We start from the raw sequence: 17,813 nt of genomic DNA on the forward strand, positions 1-17,813 counted from the left end.
GGCCTAGCCTTCGACGCCGAGGCGTTCCAGGATCAGCTCACGGACACGGCCGGCGTCGGCCTGGCCGCGGGTGGCCTTCATGACGCCGCCGACAATCGCGCCGATCGCCTGGATCTTGCCGCCGCGGATCTTGTCCGCGACGTCGGGCTGGGCGGCAAGGGCCGCGTCGATGGCTTCGAGCAGCGGGCCGTCGTCGGAGACCACGGCCAGGCCGCGCGCCTCGACGATCTCCGCCGGGGTGCCCTCGCCGGCGAGGACGCCGTCCAGGACCTCGGAGGCCATCTTGTTGTTGATCTTGCCCGCTTCGACCATCTGGTTCAGTTCCACGATGGTGGCCGGGTTGACGCCGAGCTGGCCGGGGTCGACGTCGGCGTTCTTGGCCCGGCCGACGATCTCGCCCATCCACCACTTGCGCGCCACCGTGGCGGACGCGCCGGCGGCGATGGTCTCCTCGATCTCGTCCAGGACGCCGGCGTTGACGACGTCGCGGAACTCCAGGTCCGAGTAACCCCAGTCCGCCTGCAGGCGCTTGCGGCGGGCAGCCGGCGGCTCGGGCAGGGTGGCCCGCAGCTCCTCGACCCACTCGCGCGAGGCGACCACAGGGACCAGGTCCGGTTCCGGGAAGTAGCGGTAGTCGTCGGCGTCGGACTTGGGCCGGCCCGAGGTGGTGGAGCGGGTGTCCTCGTGCCAGTGCCGGGTTTCCTGGATGACCGGCTGGCCGGATTCCAGGACGGCGGCGTGCCGCTGGATCTCGTAGCGGACGGCGTGTTCGACGGCGCGCAGGGAGTTCACGTTCTTGGTCTCCGAGCGGATGCCGAAGCGTTCGCGGCCGTGCGGGCGGAGGGAGACGTTGGCGTCGCAGCGGACGTTGCCGCGTTCCATCTTCGCGTCCGAGACACCGAGGTTCTTGACGATCTCGCGGACCGCGGCGACGTAGGCCTTGGCCAGCTCGGGCGCGCGGCTGCCGGCACCCTCGATCGGCTTGGTGACGATCTCGACCAGCGGCACGCCGGAGCGGTTGTAGTCCACCAGCGAGTAGTCCGCACCCTGGATGCGGCCGGCGGCGCCGCCCATGTGGGTGAGCTTGCCGGCGTCCTCCTCCATGTGGGCGCGTTCGATCTCGACCCGGAACACGGTGCCGTCGGAGAGCTCGATGTCCAGGTAGCCGTCGTAGGCGATCGGCTCGTCGTACTGGGACGTCTGGAAGTTCTTCGGGGTGTCCGGGTAGAAGTAGTTCTTCCGGGCGAAGCGGCAGGTCTCGGCAATCTTGCAGTTCAGCGCCAGGCCGATCTTGATCGAGGACTCGATCGCGGTCTTGTTCACCACCGGCAGCACGCCCGGCAGGCCGAGGTCCACCTCGTTGACGTTGGTGTTCGGCGCGTCGCCGAAGACGTTGGGCGCGGAGGAGAACATCTTGGTCTTGGTGTTGAGCTCCACGTGGACCTCGAAGCCGAGGACGGGGTCGTACTTCTCCATCGCCTCTTCGAAGCTGAGGGTTGCGTCAGTCATTAGTGTGAACCTCCGTGGCTCAGTGCGGCATCAGCCGTAGAAGAATCAGCAGCAGAAGCGTCGGTCAGGGAAGGGGCCTTCGCCAGCAGGGGTCCGCCCCACTGTTCCTCGAGCAGCGACTCGAGCACGGCGCCGACGCGGTAGAGCCGGGCGTCCTGCCGGGCCGGGGCCAGCAGCTGGACACCCACCGGCAGGCCGTCCTCGTCGGCGAGGCCGCCGGGCAGGGACAGGCCGGGGACGCCGGCCATGTTCGCCGGGATGGTGGCGACGTCGTTGAGGTACATCGCCAGCGGGTCATCGAGCTTCTCGCCGAGCTTGAACGCCGTCGTCGGCGCCGTCGGGGAGATCAGCACGTCGGCCTGCTCGAACGCGGCGTCGAAGTCGCGCTGGATCAGCGTGCGCACCTTCTGGGCCGAGCCGTAGTAGGCGTCGTAGTAGCCGGCGCTCAGGGCGTAGGTGCCCAGGATGATGCGGCGCTTGACCTCGTCGCCGAAGCCGGCGGCCCGGGTGGCGCCCATGACGCGTTCAATCGTCATCGGGCCCTCTTCGGGCAGCACCCGCAGGCCGAACCGGACGCCGTCGAACTTGGCCAGGTTGGAGGATGCCTCGGAGGGCATGATCAGGTAGTAGGCGCCCAGGGCGTACTTGAAGTTGGGGCAGGAGACCTCGACGATCTCGGCGCCGGCGCCCTTGAGCAGCTCGAGCGCCTCGTTGAAGCGGTTCTCGACGCCGGCCTGGTAGCCCTCGCCGTGGAGTTCCTTGATGATGCCGATCTTCATGCCCTCGACGTTGCCGGTGCGGGCCGCGGCGACCAAGTCCTCCAGCGGGTCCGGCAGCGAGGTGGAGTCGCGCGGGTCGTGGCCGCCGATCACCTGGTGCAGCAGGGCCGAGTCGAGCACGGTACGGGTGACCGGGCCGATCTGGTCCAGCGAGGAGGCCATGGCGATCGCGCCGTAGCGGGAGACGCCGCCGTAGGTGGGCTTGACCCCGACGGTGCCGGTGACGGCGCCGGGCTGCCGGATGGAGCCGCCGGTGTCCGTGCCGAGGGCCAGCGGCGCCTCGAACGCGGCGACCGCGGCGGCCGAGCCGCCGCCGGAACCGCCGGGGATCCGGTCGAGGTCCCAGGGGTTGCGGGTGGGGCCGTAGGCGGAGTGCTCGGTGGAGGAGCCCATGGCGAACTCGTCCAGGTTGGTCTTACCCAGGATCGGCATCTTGGCCGCGCGCAGGCGCTCGACGACGGTGGCGTCGTAGGGGCTGTGCCAGCCTTCGAGGATCTTCGAGCCGGCCGTGGTGGGCTGGCCGATCGTGACGATCAGGTCCTTGACGGCGACCGGGACGCCGGCGAGTTCGTGCAGCGCTTCGGCCTCGGCACCGCCGGCGGCGCGGATGGCGTCCACCTCGGCGGCGACGGCGAGGGCTTCCTCGGCGTTGACGTGCAGGAAGGCGTTGACCTTCCCGTCGACGGCGGCGATCCGGTCCAGGTGGGCCTGGACGACGTCGACGGCGGTGACTTCGCGGGCGGCGAGCTTGGCGGCGAGCGCGGCGGCGGAGAGGCGGACCAGCTCGGAGTTGGTTTCAGTCATGTCTTAGTCCTCATCCAGGATTGCCGGGACCTTGAAGCGGCCCTCGTACGCGTCGGGGGCGCCGGAGAGGGACTGCTCGGCCGTGAACGTGTGGCCCACAACGTCTTCGCGGAAGACGTTGGTCAGCGGAATCGGGTGGGACGTGGCCGGGACGTCGTCGCCGGCGGCTTCACTGACGGACTTGACCGATTCGACGATGACGGCGAGCTCGCCGGCCATCCTGTCCAGCTCTTCAGCACTCATCTCGATGTGCGCAAGACGCGCGAGATGCGCGACGTCGTCGCGGTTGATCGCAGCCATGGATCTCCCCTGCAAGGTTCGGATTATTTTCCGTCCCAGTCTACGTGGGTTGAACTGCGCTTACCGCCGGACGCCGAGATGACAGTTCGCGGCAGTGTTCAGCGAAAACACTGCCGCGAACTGTCATCTCGCGCGGAGGGGACGGGCGCGGTCAGCCGATGCCGATGGCTCCCGTGGCGACGCCTGCGGCCAGCATGACGAGGGAGATCACGGCGGTGCGCCACAGGACCTTCTTGTGGTGGTCGCCCAGGTCCACCTTCGCCAGGGAGACCAGGAGCAGGATGGCCGGGACCAGCGGGCTCTGCAGGTGGAAGGGCTGGCCGGTGATCGAGGCGCGGGCCATGTCCGCGGCGCCGACGCCGTAGTGCGCCGCGGTCTCGCTGAGGACCGGCAGGACGCCGAAGTAGAACGCGTCGTTGCTCATGAAGAAGGTCATCGGGATGCTCAGGATGCCGGTGATGACGGCCATGAACGGTCCCAGGTCGGCCGGGATGATCGCCACGAGCCATTCGGACATGGCCTTGACCATGCCGGTGCCGTTCAGGACGCCGGTCAGGACCGCGGCGGCCATCACCATGCTGACGACGGCGACGATCGAGGGGGCGTGCGCGACCAGCTGGGCACCCTGGTCCTTGAGCTTGGGGAAGTTCACCAGCAGGGCGACCGCGGAACCGACCATGAACACGAACGGCAGCGGGATGATGTTGGCCACGAGCGTGACCATGACGGCGACGGTCAGGGCCAGGTTGAACCAGAACAGCTTCGGCCGCAGGGTGGCGCGGTTGGGGTCCAGGGCGGTGTCGGCCATGGCGGTGTCGCGGTCATCGACGAGGACCTCGGTGCGTTCCAGGACCGCGACGCCGGCCCCGCCGCTGGGCGTGCCCGCGGTGCGACCCGAGCCCGGGCCGCCGGTGCCGGAACCGCCGGCGGTGGAGCCGCCGTCGTCCGCCAGCGACCCGGCCGAGTCCGGGACGCCCCAGATCTCCGGGGCAACGGTGCGCAGCCGGTTGCGTTCCTGCAGGCCGAGCAGCCAGGCGAACACGAACACGACGACGAGGCCGGCGACCAGGGAGGGGATCATCGGGACGAAGACGTCGTTGACGTCGAGCTTCAGCGCGGTGGCGGCGCGGGCCGTGGGGCCGCCCCAGGGCAGGATGTTCATGGTGCCGTTGGCCAGGCCCGCAACGCAGGTCAGGACCACCGGGCTCATCTTCAGCCGCAGGTAGACCGGCAGCATCGCGGCGGTGGTGAGGATGAAGGTGGTGGAACCGTCGCCGTCGAGCGAGACCGCGGCGGCCAGGATCGCGGTGCCCAGGACTACCTTGGCGGGGTCGTTGCCGAGCTTGCGCAGGATGAAGCGCACCAGCGGGTCGAAGAGGCCGACGTCGATCATCAGCCCGAAGTAGATGATGGCGAACATCAGCAGCGCGGCCGTGGACGTCATGGACTTCATCGAATCCATGACCATGGGGCCAATGCCGAGGCCCGCCCCCGCGAACAGCCCGAAAACGGTGGGGACGATGATGAGCGCCAGCACCGGCGTCAGCTTCTTCGTCATGATCAGCACCATGAACACCGCAATCATGGCGAATCCGAGTAATACCAGCACGGCCGGCTCCTTCTTCTGTGGTCCGCACCACTCCGCTGTGATGCGCACTACAGACGTTAGGGTGGCGCGCGTCACGGGAGTGCCTTTGGCTCAATTGATTGGCATACTGCTTGTTGGACGCATTCTGCGCATTTTGCTCACGCGCCGTCCGGGCCGATCACCACCCGAAGGAGGGCCGCCATGCCAGCCCTCCCGCGGCGCACACCGCTACGGTTCTCAACCCAGACCCTGCTCCTGCAGCTGGCCGTGGTGGCCCTCGTGGTGCTGCTCAGCAGCGCCGTCCACGCCTGGCTGACGTACGAGCGGCTGGGACGGGAAGCGGAGAACCAGGCCCTGACCCTGGCCCGCACCGTGGCCTCGGATCCGGAGGTCCGTGCCGGGGTCCAGCGGATCAGTGCCGGCACCGGCACTCCCCCGCCCGCGCAGCTGCTGGCCGGGCCGCTGATGGCCGCCGCGGAGGGGGCCCGCACCCGCACCGGCGCGCTGTTCGTCGTCATCACCGATGAGACCGGCCTGCGGCTGGCGCATCCCGACGCCGACCGGCTGGGCGAGCGGGTCAGCACCGATCCGTCCGAGGCGCTCTCCGGCCGGGAGGTGACCACCCGGAACACCGGGACCCTGGGCCCCTCGGCCGGCGCCAAGGTGCCCGTCTTCGCGCCCGGCTCCGCCAGCGTGGTCGGTGAGGTCAGTGTGGGGTATTCCACCGAGACCATCGGCCAGAGCCTCGGCCGGGACATTGTGCCGATCGCCCTCACCGCGGCCGGCGCCCTGCTCGCCGGCACGCTCGTCTCGTTCCTGCTGCGGCACCGGCTCCGGCGGCTCACTCTGGGCCTGGAACCGGAGGAAATCAGCACCCTGGTCCACGACCAGGTGGCGGTGCTGCAGGGCGTGGACGACGGTGTGGTCGGCGTGGCCGCGGACGGCCGGATCAGCGTCTTCAACGCCGCCGCCCGCCGGATGCTGGACCAGCCCGACCTCGCCGGAACGCCCTGGGCGGCGGCGCCGGTGCCGGCCCCGCTCAAGGCACTGACGCTGCCCGATGCCGCCGAGGGCGATGCGGTCGAGTTCCTGGCCGGCGGCCGCGCCCTGGTGGCCAGCGCCCGCAAGGCCCTGCACGGCCGGGAGGACCTGGGCTGGGTGCTGATGCTCCGTGACCGCACGGAGCTGCAGCAGCTGACCCGCCAGCTGGACGCCGTGGGCACCATGTCCACCGCCCTGCGCGCCCAGCGCCACGAGTTCGCCAACCAGCTGCATACGCTCGCCGGGTTCATGAGCCTCGGGCAGCACGGGCAGGCCCGCGAGTATCTGGCCCGGCTGGCGGCCACCGGGCCGTTGAAGTTTCCGGTGGACCAGGCCCAGCTGCTGCAGGACCCCTACCTGCAGGCGTTCCTCGGCGCCAAGGGCGTGGAGGCGGACGAGCGCGGCGTCGCCCTGCGGCTGGGGCCCGAAACCCTGGTCCGGGGCAGCGTCGTCGAGCCGCAGGACGTGACGACGGTGCTGGGCAACCTGATCGACAACGCCGTGAACGCCGCCGTCGCGGGAAGCGCGGGCGACCGGTGGGTGGAGGTCGAGGTGCTCGACGGCCCCGGGGACGACGGCGGTGCCGGCACCCTGCACATCATCGTGGCCGACTCCGGCGACGGGCTGCCCGCGGACGATGTCTTCGCTGAAGGGTTCACCAGCTCCGGCCGGCCGGCGCGGGCCGGCGCCGGGCAGGGGCTCGGCCTGGCGCTGGCGCGGCAACTGGCCCGGCGCCGCGGCGGGGACGTAACGGTGCTCGAACGGGGCACGGCCGGCGGCCCGGGGGCGGTGTTCATGGCGGTGCTGCCGGGCACGATCGCCGGCTCCGGCGGGGACGGTCCGGCGGCCAACAGTGAAGGGGACAACGATGCCTGACGATTTCCGGGTGCTGATCGTGGATGACGACTTCCACGTCGCCAAGCTGCATGCCACCTATGTCGATTCGGTGGCCGGATTCCTGGCGCTGCCCCCGGCCGGTTCGGCGTCGCAGGCGCTGCAGGCGATCCACAGCCTCCGGCCGGACCTGGTCCTGCTGGACGTGTACCTCCCGGACGCGTCCGGGCTGGACCTGCTGCACCAGCTGGACGTGGACACCGTGATCCTCAGCGCCGCCTCCGACGCGGCCTCGGTCCGGGTCGCGTTCCGGCGCGGGGCGCTCGGCTACCTGCTCAAACCGTTCACGGCCGAGTCGCTGTCCCAGCAGCTGCGTTCCTATGCCCGCTACCGCCGGATCCTGGCCCAGCCGGGGAACCTCACGCAGGAGACGCTGGAGCGGGCCAAGCGGGCCCTGATCCCCGGCGACGTCACGCCGTCGGCCCGGCCGCGCTCCGCCACGGAGGCCGCGGTGCTGGACTCGCTGGAGCCGGGCGAACAGTATTCCGCCGCGGAGGTCGCCGGCCGGGTGGGCGTTTCGCGGGCCACCGCCCAGCGCTACCTGTCCGCCCTCGCGGACGACGGCGCCGTCGAGATCCAGCTGCGCTACGGCACCACGGGCCGGCCGGAGCACCGCTACGGCGTGCCGCCGGGCGCGGGTCGCTAGGGGCGCGCCGCCGGACGCCGAGATGACAGGTCGCGGCAGTGTTGTGCGGAAACACTGCCGCGACCTGTCATCTCGCGGCATGAGGGAACGCGGGCCGGTGGTCAGCCGGCGATGTCCCGGTTCTTGTGGAAGGCGTTGTTGCGGGCGTGCTCGTGGACCCGGTCCAGCGCTTCGATCTGTGCCCGGCCGTCGGCGGCGAGGCGGGTGAAGGTGGCTGCGTCCAGCCCCAGTTCGGGGGCGAGCTTCTCCAGAGTCTGCCAGCCACCAATCTTGGCCAGGATCGCGCCGCGCATCAGCTCTGTTTCCAGGACCAGGGTCATCGGGGACCGGTTCACCAGCCGGCCGTTGAGCTTGAGGCGGCCGGCGTGTTCGGCCAGCCAGGCGGCGGCCTGCCGGTGCGGGCGCTGGCGGATGCCCAGGTCCTTGATCAGGCCCAGGAGCAGTTCGCGCTCCCGGCGGATCTCGTCCGCGACGGAGGCGATGTCGGCGTGCACGGGGGTGTCCGTGAAGTCCCTGGCCATCCGTTCGATCCGGCCCAGGCCGGCCGTGGAGCCGGTCAGGTGGTCCGAGAGGTAGAGCCCGAGCAGCTTCTCGTCGATCGATTCTGGGATGTGCGGTGCCATGGGTCCTCCGGCTGTACTCGTGCTGTTGCCAGCGTGGGTCAGGGATGGTGCTCTGGCAGCAACCCTACCCGCACCGTCGCCGGCCCGGAACGCGCCCCGCGACACGCAGCGGTCATCGTCCGCAGCGCCTAGAGGTCGAGGCGGTAGACCAGCAGCTTGATGTCGGTGCCGGGCACGAACCAGTCACGTTCGGGTGTCCGCCGGAAGCCGGTCTTGCGGTACAGGCCGTGGGCGCTCTCCCAGGTCACGCCGGTGGTCAGGGCGACGCCGGTGATGCCGGGCAGGGTGCGGGCGTGCTCGACGATCGCTTCCACCAGCGCCTTGCCGGCGCCGCTGCGCTGCACGGCCGGGTCCACCACCAGCATCCGGAATTCCAGCTCGTCCGGCTGGGCGATGTCCGCGTAGGGCTCCCCCGCGACGGCGAGTGTCACCGAGCCGATCACCTGGCCGGCGCGCTCGGCGACCCAGATGGTCGCGGCCTCATGGCGCCGGGCGACCTGCTGGATCTGCTGCATGTAGGGGTGGTCCGCGTCCTCGAAGTGGCCGGCGGCCAGGTAGGCGTCCCGGGTGATGCGGGCGACGGCGTCGTAGTCGGCCGGGACGGCGGGCCGGATCAGGATCTGCGGATTCACCTGTCCATGGTACGGGCCGGCGCGCCGGCTGCCCCGCCAAACGGCCGTTTCCGTGATTGAGGTATCAGTCCCCGCCGGTCAGAGCGGGAACGTGCCGGAGAGTTCCAGCGGCCCCGCGCAGGTCCACGCGGCCAGCCGCTCGTCGTCGGAAGGGCCGCCGTCGAGGACGCTGGTGAGCCGGGGCCGGCGGACCCAGCACCCGGCCTCTTCGGCGATCAGGGCGCCGGCGGCGAAGTCGTGTTCGTTGAGGCCGCGTTCACCGTAGGCGTCGTGGGTGCCCTCGGCGACGAGGCAGAGATCCAGAGCCGCGGATCCCAGCCGTCGGACGTCGGCGAAGCCGTCCATCAGCCCGCCGAGGGCGGCGGCCTGCTCGGCGCGCACGCCGGGGTCGTAGCTGAAGCCGGTGGCCAGGATCTGGCCGGTGCGGCCGGGCACCGGCCCGTCCAGGGCGGTGCGCCGGCCGTTGTCCTCGCGCCAGGCGCCCTGGCCGCGGGCGGCGTAGTAGACCCGCCCCAGCGCCGGGGCATGCACGACGCCGGCCAGCCAGGCGCCGTCGGGGCCGGCGACCGCCACCGAGGTGGCGTAGTAGACGATGTCGCGGATGAAGTTGGTGGTGCCGTCGAGCGGGTCGACCGACCAGCGGTAGCCGCTCGGGTGCTCGGGCCGGACGGTGCCGCCCTCCTCGCCGGTGATGGCATCGTTGGGCCGGGCCCGGGTGATGACCTCACGGACGGCGGCTTCGGCGGCGAGGTCGAAGGCGGTGACCCAGTCCCCGGAGTCGCCCTTGTTGTTGACCTCCAGGCCGGTGGAGCTGCGCCCGGCCAGCACCGCGGCTCCCGCGGCGGCGGCCTCCCGGGCCAGGGCCAGGAGCGCGGCGGGATCCTCGACGCCGGCGGGACCGCCGGTCACTCGGCAGCTTCCTGGTGGTCTTCGCCGTCCTCGACGTCGGCGTCCCCGGCACCGGCTCCGGCCAGGCCGTCGGGCCCGTTGGCGAGCAGCGCGCGGAAGCCGTCCTCGTCCAGGACCGGCAGGCCGAGCTGTTCGGCCTTGTCCAGCTTGGTGCCGGCGTTCTCGCCGGCCACGACGTAGCTGGTGTTCTTTGACACCGATCCGGCGGCCTTGCCTCCGCGGACCAGGATCGCTTCCTTGGCCTCGTCCCGGCTGAAGCCTTCCAGGCTTCCGGTGACCACGACGGTCAGGCCTTCCAGGGTCCGCGGGGTGGACTCGTCGACCTCGTCTTCCATCCGGACGCCGTCGGCGGCCCAGGTGTCGACGATCTCGCGGTGCCAGTCCTCGGCGAACCATTCCTTCAGCGCGACGGCGATTACCGGGCCCACGCCGTCGACGCCGGCGAGTTCCTCCTCGGAGGCCTGGCGGATCGCGTCCATGGTTCCGAACGCGGTGGCCAGGGCGCGGGACGCCCGTGGGCCGACGTGCCGGATGGACAGCGCCACGAGGACGCGCCAGAGCGGCTGGGTCTTGGCTTTTTCGAGTTCGCTGAAGAGCTTCTCGGTGCTGGCCGTGGGCTTGGACGGGTTCTTCGCCGTGCCTTTGGTGTAGAAGTAGGGCACCAGCTCGAATTCGCCGGTGGCGACGCCCTTGGAGCGTTTTTCGCGGCGGATCCGGACATCGGCAAGGTCTTCGGGGGTGAGCCGGAAGAGCGTCGCCTCGGTGGTCAGCGGTGGCACCTCGGGTTCGGTGGGCTGGGTCAGGGCGATGGCCGCTTCCCAGCCGAGTGCCTCGATGTCGAAGGCGCCGCGGCCGGCCAGGTGGAAGACGCGTTCGCGCAGCTGCGCCGGGCAGGACCGGGCGTTGGGGCAGCGGATGTCGACGTCGCCTTCCTTGGCCGGCGCCAGCGGGGTGCCGCAGGCGGGGCATTCGGTGGGCATCACGAAGTCCCGCACCGGCGGGTCCTGCTGGTCACGGAGGGCCAGGACCGGCCCGACGATCTCCGGGATGACGTCCCCGGCCTTGCGGAGCACCACGATGTCGCCGATCTTGACGCCCTTGGCCTTGACGACCTCCTGGTTGTGCAGGGTGGCCATCTCCACGGTGGAGCCGGCCACCTTGACCGGTTCCATCACGCCGTAGGGGGTGACGCGGCCGGTGCGGCCGACATTCACGGCGATGTCCAGGAGCTTGGTGTTGACCTCTTCGGGCGGGTATTTGTACGCCACCGCCCAGCGCGGCACCCGCGAGGTGTAGCCCAGGGCGCGCTGGGTGGCGAGGTCATCGACCTTGATGACGATGCCGTCGATCTCGTGGCTGAGGCTGTGCCGTTTGTCCCCGTAGCGCTTGATGAAGTCCAGCACGTCCCTCAGCCCGGGCAGGACCTCGAAGTAGGGGCTGGTGGGCAGGCCCCATTCGGCGAGCTGGCGGTACGTGTCCGATTGGCTGGCGGTCTCGAGGCCTTCGCGGGCGCCGATGCCGTGCACGTACATTTTGAGCGGGCGTTTGGCGGTCTCCGCCGGGTCCTTCTGCCGCAGCGACCCGGCCGCGGCGTTGCGCGGGTTGGCCAGTGGCGCCTTGCCCGCCTCGATGAGCGCCTCGTTGAAGGCGGCGAAGTCCTTGGACGGGATGAAGACCTCTCCGCGGATCTCCATCTCGGCCGGGAAGTTCGAGCCGGTGAGCTGCTGCGGGATTTCCTTGATGGTCAGGACGTTGTGGGTGATGTCCTCCCCCGTGAAGCCGTCGCCCCGGGTGGCCGCGCGGACCAGGGCGCCGTCACGGTAGAGCAGGTTGACGGCCAGGCCGTCGATCTTCAGTTCGGTCAGCCACGACGGCGGGTTGCCGCCGTTGCCGATCTTTGCGGCGGCGGCCTCGGCCTTGGCGATCCAGGCTTCCACCTCTTCGAGTGAGAACACGTCCTCAAGGCTGTACATCCGGGTGAGGTGTTCGACGGCGGCGAACGCGGCGGAGACCTCGCCGCCCACTTCCTGGGTGGGCGAATCGTTGGCCACCAGTTCCGGGTGCAGGGCCTCGAGGGTTTCCAGGCGCCGGTAGAGTTCGTCGAACTCGGCGTCGGAAATGATCGGGGCGTCCTCCTGGTAGTACGCGAAGCGGTGCTTGCGGACCTCTTCGACCAGTTCCTCGTACTCCGCGCGCACGGCGTCGGAGGGGACGAGCTCCCCGGACGGGCTGGAGGTTTCGGTCTCTGCTGCAGTCTTCCCTGTGCTCACAGACCTATCCTGCCCTAGATCCGCGGTGTTGTCCGGTCACGCGGACCGACAGTGCTGCTGCCCCGGGCGACGTAGCCCGGGGACGCCGATGGCCCGGACGCGGGGCGTCCGGGCCATCGAAGACCATCGTCAGGAAAAGCTGCCGGCCTTTAGCGGGTGGAGGCGCCTTCCTGGTCACTGGCGTTGCGGTTGGCCTGCTGGCTGGCCTGCTGCAGCGCCTGCGAGATGCGCGACAGGTTCGCGACGTGCTCGCCGTTCCACTCGTTACGGAACTTATCGGCGTCGGGCCCCAGCCACTGCGTGCCGGCCAGGACCTTCGTCAGGATCGACCGCTGGTTGTCGATCTCCTGCGCACCGGCCCGCAGCTTCGTGCCCAGGACCTTGAGCTGATCAACATCTGCACCCCAAATAGCCATTTGAAAAAACTCCATAGTTCATCGGACCCGACCCTGTCGGCATCCCCAGCGGCCCCCGGCTGTTCCGGAAGATCCAATGCCTCGAACCTACCCGACCGCGCAAAACACTGTCGATGGGCACCCCTCCCCATCCCCGCACCCGGCCCCGCCGGGGCCGGTGCGGGGACCGGGTCAGCTGCGGTCCTCCGGCGGCAGGGCGACCTGGAGCTTGCGGACCTTGCCGCGACCCACGATGTAGCCGCGGCCCGGGATGAACCCGCCGCCCACCCGGCCCAGCGGGGTGTTGAGCAGGCTGTCGCCGTCGATGTCGCCGGGGTTCAGCAGCAGGCCGCGGCGGCCGGACTTGAACGGCTGCGCCAGGGACCAGGCCGAGGACCAGGTGGAGGTTTCCGATTCGCCGACCACCCACTGTTCGGCCTTGATCGACGCCGTGACCAGCCGGCCGATGCCGGATTCGGCCAGCGTATCGCTGAACTCGGTCAGCCCCTCGATGAAGATCGCCAGCTTCCCGGGCGTGCCCGTGGAGTAGTCCACGAGCTCGTCCAGGGCCTCCTCGACGTCGTCCGCGCCCACGACGGAGCGGTCCCAGAGCTTCAGCGACGCGGCGGCGGAGCGCCTCGAGCCGAGGTAGATCAGCTCCACGCCGGGGTTGGACCGGCGCAGCGCGTAGGCGAGCGTCACCAGCGCCACGGTGCGGCCGGAGCCCGGAGGACCGGCCAGCAGCAGCGGCCCCTTGGCCAGGATTTCGGCCGGCTGCAGGGTCTCGTCGTCGACGCCGATGACGGGCAGGTCCGGGCTGCCGGCCGGGAGCAGGTCCAGGTCCACCGAGTCGGGCAGCCGTTCGATCTGCGGTGCCCGCTCCACGCCTTGGCGCAGCATGGCTTCGCGGAGTTTGTGCACCTCACGGGCCTGGACCGCCAGGTTCGAGTTCCCGCCGAGGACGGCGAGCTGGACTTCGCGGTTGTCCAGCAGCCCGCGGCCCGGCGGCGTACCGGCGCCGAGTACGTCCTTGGGCACGTCCATGGACAGGTAGTCGTCCTCGGCGGAGAGCCGCAGCACCAGCCGGCGCTGGATGGAGGCCAGCAGCGACGCCGGCACGGCGCTGGGCCGGTCGGCGGTCACGACCAGGTGGATGCCCAGCGGCCGGCCGTCGGTCGCCAGCTGCAGGAAGATGTCCCAGAGGCCGGACAGCTTGCTGTATTCGTAGCCCTCGCGGAAGGCGGACATGCCGTCGACCAGGACGAAGATGCGTTTTTCCTCCGGCATGTTGGCCAGCCGGCGGTATTCCACGATCGTGCCGGCCCGGACTTCGGCGTAGCGGGCCGAGCGGTCCTCGGCGAGGTCGCGCAGCCAGCGCAGCAGCCGGCCGACGCGTTCGACGTCGTCGCCGTTGATGACCTCGCCGACGTGCGGCAGTTCCGCGAGCATCGACAGGCCGCCGGAGCCGCAGTCGATGCCGTAGACGTGCACCGGACCGCCGCGCGGGGTGACGGCCGCGGCGATCGCGATGCCGCGCAGGGCGGCCGATTTGCCGGAGCCGCCGGTGCCGTAGATGGCCATGTTCCCGTCGCGGTCCGGCTCGTAGAACACCGTCGGCTGGTCCTGGTGCGCGGGGTCGTCCGCGACGCCCAGCAGCAGCCGTTCGTCGGTGCGCGGGTTCGGCAGCCTGGAGAAGTCGTAGGTGGTGGCGAGCTCGTCCAGCCAGGGCTTGCGGGGAGGTTCGATCGCGAGGACGTCCGCGGCCCGGATGATGTTCGCCGTCATCCGGGCGATGTCGTTGGGCCCGTCCGGTTCCGCCTGGGCCGGCGTTTCGGCAGCCGGGGCGGCCCAGGCCGCGCCGGAACCGAAGGCCATCTCGACGACGTCGATCTGCGGGCGCTGCGGTTTCTCCGTGGTCCAGCCGCCGGCGTAGCCGGTCTGGAAGCCCTGGATCCGGCCGGGCCCGGTCTTGGCCGCGCCGCGGCCCGGGATGGACGGGTCGAAGTAGGCCGCGGTGGGGACGCCGAGGATGTCGATGGCGTCGTCCTCGTCGGCCATGCGCAGCGCCACACGCAGGTTGGTGTTCGCGCGCAGGCTCTCCTTGATGACGCCGGCGGGCCGCTGGGTGGCGAGGATCAGGTGCAGGCCGAGGGACCGGCCGCGGGCGGCGACGTCGACCACGCCGTCGACGAACTCCGGCACCTCGGTGGCGAGGGCGGCGAACTCGTCGACGATGATCACCAGGTAGGGCGGGGCCTCGGGGTCGGCCTGGCGCTGCAGCTCCAGCAGGTCCTTGGCTTTCTTGCGGTTGAGCAGCTTTTCCCGGTGGTGCAGTTCGGCCCGGAGCGAGGTCAGGGCCCGGCGGACCAGGTGCGGTGAGAGGTCGGTGACCAGGCCCACCGTGTGCGGCAGGTGCAGGCAGTCGGCGAACGCGGCGCCGCCCTTGTAGTCGACGAAGAGGAAGCTCACCCGGTCCGGACTGTACGCCGCTGCCATGCCCATCACCCAGGACTGCAGGAATTCGGATTTGCCGGCGCCGGTGGTGCCGCCGACCAGGGCGTGCGGGCCCTCGTTCTTCAGGTCGAGGTAGAGCGGTTCGATGCCCTTGGATCCCACGAGGGCGCGGAGCGTGCCGTTGTCCTTGCGGTTGGGCTTGGCGGTGGCGTGCACGGAGTTGTTTTCGCTCCAGCGGTCCGCGACGGCCTGCGGGTTGTCCAGGAAGTCCTTGCCGATCAGGGTCGCGTAGGACACCGCGCGCGGCAGGTCCGATTCGTCCTCGAGCGGTTTACCGACGTCGACGACGGGGGCGAGCATGCGCGCCAGCTGGGCGGCGAGCCCGGCGTCGAGGCTCTCGCAGCTGACCGGGAAGGTGTGCCGGCCGAGCCGGACCTGGCCGGTGGTGGTGCCGTGTTCGCCGTCGACCGCCATGAAGTCGCGGCAAGCGGCCGGGAGCTGCTGGACGGAGGCCGCCACCCACATGACGTGCACGCCGGCGTCGGGGCCGCGTTCCAGGACGCGGGTGAGCCGGCCGCGGTCCACCGGGGCGTCGTCCTCGACGACGAGCAGCACGGTGGGCAGCTGCGGGTCGGGAAGCTCGGCCTGCTCCTGGGCCAGGCCGGGCCGGAGTTCCGGCCGCGGCGACTGCGCGGCGGCCTCGCGCTGGTCGATCAGGTCCTCGAGCCGGGACAGCAGGGCGGAGCCGCCGGCGGGTCCGGCGGCGAGGTGGTCGCCGCTGAGCGGGCTGTGGCCCGAGCCCGCGTGCGGGAGCCACTGCAGCCATTCCCACCGGTCCTTGGACTGGGCGGAGGTGATGGCCGTGAGGACCACTTCGGCCGGGGAATGCAGCCCCACGAGCTGGAGCACCATGCCGCGGGCGACGTCGTCGACGAGGCCGCGGGGCCCGGCGATGCCGAACGAGCCGGCGGTGCGCAGCTGCGAGACGATCGGCACGCCCTCGATCCGGCTGAACCGGTCCATGCAGTCCTGGATCTCGGCCATGTATTCGGGCTCGGTGTCGTTGCTGGTCGGTTCCTCGAACTCGATCCGGGACGGCGCGGTGCCGAGGCCGAAGCGCACGCCGAGGAAGCCGGTGTGTTCGGGCCGGTGGGTCCACAGCAGCGGGCCGAGCTTGTAGATCGAGTCCACGGTGTCGCTGACCGAGGGCGCCTCCTGCAGCCGGACGGAGCGCTCCACCTTCTGCAGGGCGTCGATGTCCTCACGGAACGCGGCCATGGCGGCGCGGAAGGTCTTGAGCTGTTCCTTCCGTTCGCGCTTGCCCTGCATTTTCTGGTCCACATAGTGCCCGACGATGAACAGCGGCATCATGGCCATGAAAATGACGGACATCATGTTCTGGGTGAGCGCGAAGATGACCACACCCATCATCAGCGGGGCCACCATCATGATGTACGGGAACGGGTGGTGCTCGGCGCGTTTGGGGCCGGCCGGGGGTGTGCGCTTGCGCGGCGCGAAGCGCGGCACCACCCGGGGCGAACGGTTGAAGTCGATCAGCGGGGAGCTCGGCGCCGCCCCCTGGCCGCCACCAAGGGAGACTACGGCGATGGTGGTGTCCCCGAGCGTGACGGTGTCCGAGGAGTTCAGCGTCGCCCGGCCGACCGGCAGTCCGTCCATCAGCAGGCCGTTGGCGGAGTTGGTGTCCACGATTTCCACGGTTTCGCCCACCGTGATGCGGGCATGCCGCTTGGAGGTTAGCGGGTCGGTCAGCCGGACGTCGACGTCCCGGTCCCGGCCGATGTAGCTGGTGCCGGAGGGCAGCGAGAACTCGCGTCCGACGTCGGGGCCGGAGAGCACGCGCAGCGTCGCCGCCGCCGGGCCGCGGTTCGCGCCGGGCGCCGCGAACTGCTCGCTGACCTGGGTCAGGGAGATGATCGAACCGGGCCGCAGCCCGGATTCGAGCAAGTTGTCCTCCCGGTTCAGCACGCTGCCCTTGAGCCCGCCGGCGGCGAAGGACTCCTCGATACTCAGGGACAGGTTCGACGGCGGCGGGGTGCCGCGCCGGGCGGGGTCCGCCGCCCAGAGTTCGGTGGCGATGTCCGCCACCGTGGCCAGGCCGTCGACAGTGACGGCGAGGTCCTTGGCCTCGGCAGGGTCCCGGCGCAGGGTCAGGCGGATCCTCATTGTTCGTCTCCTCCGTGCTGCGTCTCCAGCAGCACCAGGTCGGCGGCGGTGACCAGGTGCGAGGTCACGGCGTGCTCCACCAGGCGGGCGCGGCGGTTCGTGGCGAGTTTCCCGCCGCCGCCGCGGAGGCCGGCGACGCCGACCCGGTCAAGTTTGTCGCACACGTTGTCCAGCTTTCTGTTGAACCGGGTCAGGGTCCAGCCCAGGGTCCGGGCGGCCTCGGCGGAGGACGGGATGGCGCTGAAGCCGGTGCCGTCGCGGCGCAGCATCGGCTCGGCGAGGGCGACGATCAGCGCCTTCTGCGAGTCGGTGAAGACCACCGGCCCGATCGTGGTGTCTCCGCCGCTGTCGTCGGCGCGGGCCTCCTGCCGGAACGCAGGGGTCCGCAGGTGCACGGCAAACTCGTAGGTGGTGGGGCCGGCGGTAAAGATGACATTGGTGTGGCTGAACACCAGCGGGATCCGGGCGCCGGGGGCGAGCCAGGCCTGCATGCCGCCGGAGGCGTCGGCGACGGTGGCGCTGAGCATGCTGCCGACGTTGCTGAGCCACCAGATGCCGTCGTAGCGGGCGATCTGCAGGAACTGCCGGTGCAGGTACGGGTTGTCGTCCACTTCCAGGTCGCCCTCGCGGCCGATGCTGAAGATGTCCTCGTCGGATGGCTCATGCCATTCGCCGCAGAAATCTATCGCCAGGTCCCCCATGGTCGGTTTCTCCTTGTTCGGCGCTGGGCCGGTGGGTGCGGGTGTGCTTGCGGGGTGCAGTACGGGCCGGGCGTGCCGGGTGCC

The 17,813-nt window shown here is 70.6% G+C and carries 13 protein-coding genes; 2 read left to right on the forward strand and 11 right to left on the reverse strand.

Annotated elements, in window-relative coordinates:
- Positions 1–3: 3 nt before the first annotated feature.
- The 4 genes from gatB to ACTWLI_RS01090 form a co-directional block, all read right to left on the reverse strand.
- On the reverse strand, positions 4–1,509 hold the full coding sequence (gene gatB / locus ACTWLI_RS01075) for an Asp-tRNA(Asn)/Glu-tRNA(Gln) amidotransferase subunit GatB (RefSeq protein ID WP_445154888.1): 1,506 nt from the start codon (positions 1,507–1,509) through the stop codon (positions 4–6).
- Complete coding sequence (gene gatA, locus ACTWLI_RS01080; RefSeq protein ID WP_445154889.1) at positions 1,509–3,092, reverse strand: Asp-tRNA(Asn)/Glu-tRNA(Gln) amidotransferase subunit GatA; 1,584 nt, start codon at positions 3,090–3,092, stop codon at positions 1,509–1,511. Before gatA ends, gatB begins: the two co-directional genes overlap by 1 nt.
- Positions 3,093–3,095: 3 nt before the next feature.
- Entirely contained in the window at positions 3,096–3,392 is a 297-nt protein-coding gene (gene gatC, locus ACTWLI_RS01085; protein WP_011691167.1) for an Asp-tRNA(Asn)/Glu-tRNA(Gln) amidotransferase subunit GatC, read from the reverse strand.
- Positions 3,393–3,543: 151 nt separating this feature from the next.
- A complete protein-coding gene (locus tag ACTWLI_RS01090; RefSeq protein ID WP_445154890.1) occupies positions 3,544–5,001 on the reverse strand; it encodes a CitMHS family transporter in 1,458 nt (485 codons plus the stop codon).
- Between the two features lie 180 nt (positions 5,002–5,181).
- On the opposite strand from ACTWLI_RS01090, the gene ACTWLI_RS01095 reads away from it, so the two are divergent.
- Together ACTWLI_RS01095 and ACTWLI_RS01100 are read left to right on the forward strand one after the other, a co-directional pair.
- Positions 5,182–6,897 (forward strand): ATP-binding protein, encoded by a 1,716-nt coding sequence (locus ACTWLI_RS01095; RefSeq protein WP_445154891.1) that lies wholly within the window; start codon positions 5,182–5,184, stop codon positions 6,895–6,897.
- Positions 6,890–7,561 carry a response regulator gene (locus ACTWLI_RS01100; protein ID WP_445154892.1) on the forward strand — a complete coding sequence of 224 codons (672 nt, stop codon included), beginning with the start codon at positions 6,890–6,892 and terminating at the stop codon, positions 7,559–7,561. The genes ACTWLI_RS01095 and ACTWLI_RS01100 overlap by 8 nt, the downstream gene beginning before the upstream one ends.
- A gap of 101 nt (positions 7,562–7,662) precedes the next feature.
- Here ACTWLI_RS01100 and ACTWLI_RS01105 read toward each other — a convergent pair whose 3' ends face one another.
- The 7 genes from ACTWLI_RS01105 to ACTWLI_RS01135 all read right to left on the reverse strand — a co-directional run bounded on the left by ACTWLI_RS01105 (position 7,663) and on the right by ACTWLI_RS01135 (position 17,729).
- Positions 7,663–8,184 carry a hypothetical protein gene (locus ACTWLI_RS01105; RefSeq protein WP_445154893.1) on the reverse strand — a complete coding sequence of 174 codons (522 nt, stop codon included), beginning with the start codon at positions 8,182–8,184 and terminating at the stop codon, positions 7,663–7,665.
- A gap of 128 nt (positions 8,185–8,312) precedes the next feature.
- Positions 8,313–8,816 carry a GNAT family N-acetyltransferase gene (locus ACTWLI_RS01110; RefSeq protein WP_445154894.1) on the reverse strand — a complete coding sequence of 168 codons (504 nt, stop codon included), beginning with the start codon at positions 8,814–8,816 and terminating at the stop codon, positions 8,313–8,315.
- 78 nt (positions 8,817–8,894) lie between these two features.
- Positions 8,895–9,725: an inositol monophosphatase family protein gene (locus tag ACTWLI_RS01115; protein WP_445154895.1), complete on the reverse strand. Its 831-nt coding sequence runs from the start codon at positions 9,723–9,725 to the stop codon at positions 8,895–8,897.
- Positions 9,722–11,995, reverse strand: a complete 2,274-nt coding sequence (gene ligA / locus ACTWLI_RS01120) for an NAD-dependent DNA ligase LigA (protein ID WP_445154896.1) — start codon at positions 11,993–11,995, stop codon at positions 9,722–9,724. Before ligA ends, ACTWLI_RS01115 begins: the two co-directional genes overlap by 4 nt.
- Before the next feature lie 149 nt (positions 11,996–12,144).
- On the reverse strand, positions 12,145–12,411 hold the full coding sequence (locus ACTWLI_RS01125; protein WP_445154897.1) for a hypothetical protein: 267 nt from the start codon (positions 12,409–12,411) through the stop codon (positions 12,145–12,147).
- Positions 12,412–12,582: 171 nt separating this feature from the next.
- Complete coding sequence (locus ACTWLI_RS01130) at positions 12,583–17,028, reverse strand: FtsK/SpoIIIE domain-containing protein (RefSeq protein WP_445154898.1); 4,446 nt, start codon at positions 17,026–17,028, stop codon at positions 12,583–12,585.
- Positions 17,025–17,729: a hypothetical protein gene (locus tag ACTWLI_RS01135; protein ID WP_445154899.1), complete on the reverse strand. Its 705-nt coding sequence runs from the start codon at positions 17,727–17,729 to the stop codon at positions 17,025–17,027. Before ACTWLI_RS01135 ends, ACTWLI_RS01130 begins: the two co-directional genes overlap by 4 nt.
- Positions 17,730–17,813: the final 84 nt, after the last annotated feature.

The sequence above is a fragment of the Arthrobacter sp. Hor0625 genome (genome assembly GCF_052567525.1).

Coding starts and splice junctions, on each gene's coding strand:
- gatB (WP_445154888.1), bottom strand. CDS start 1,509: ATGACTGACGCAACCCTCAGCTTCGAAGAGGCGATGGAGAAGTACGAC.
- gatA (WP_445154889.1), bottom strand. CDS start 3,092: ATGACTGAAACCAACTCCGAGCTGGTCCGCCTCTCCGCCGCCGCGCTC.
- gatC (WP_011691167.1), bottom strand. CDS start 3,392: ATGGCTGCGATCAACCGCGACGACGTCGCGCATCTCGCGCGTCTTGCG.
- ACTWLI_RS01095 (WP_445154891.1), top strand. CDS start 5,182: ATGCCAGCCCTCCCGCGGCGCACACCGCTACGGTTCTCAACCCAGACC.
- ACTWLI_RS01100 (WP_445154892.1), top strand. CDS start 6,890: ATGCCTGACGATTTCCGGGTGCTGATCGTGGATGACGACTTCCACGTC.
- ACTWLI_RS01105 (WP_445154893.1), bottom strand. CDS start 8,184: ATGGCACCGCACATCCCAGAATCGATCGACGAGAAGCTGCTCGGGCTC.
- ACTWLI_RS01125 (WP_445154897.1), bottom strand. CDS start 12,411: ATGGCTATTTGGGGTGCAGATGTTGATCAGCTCAAGGTCCTGGGCACG.
- ACTWLI_RS01130 (WP_445154898.1), bottom strand. CDS start 17,028: ATGAGGATCCGCCTGACCCTGCGCCGGGACCCTGCCGAGGCCAAGGAC.
- ACTWLI_RS01135 (WP_445154899.1), bottom strand. CDS start 17,729: ATGGGGGACCTGGCGATAGATTTCTGCGGCGAATGGCATGAGCCATCC.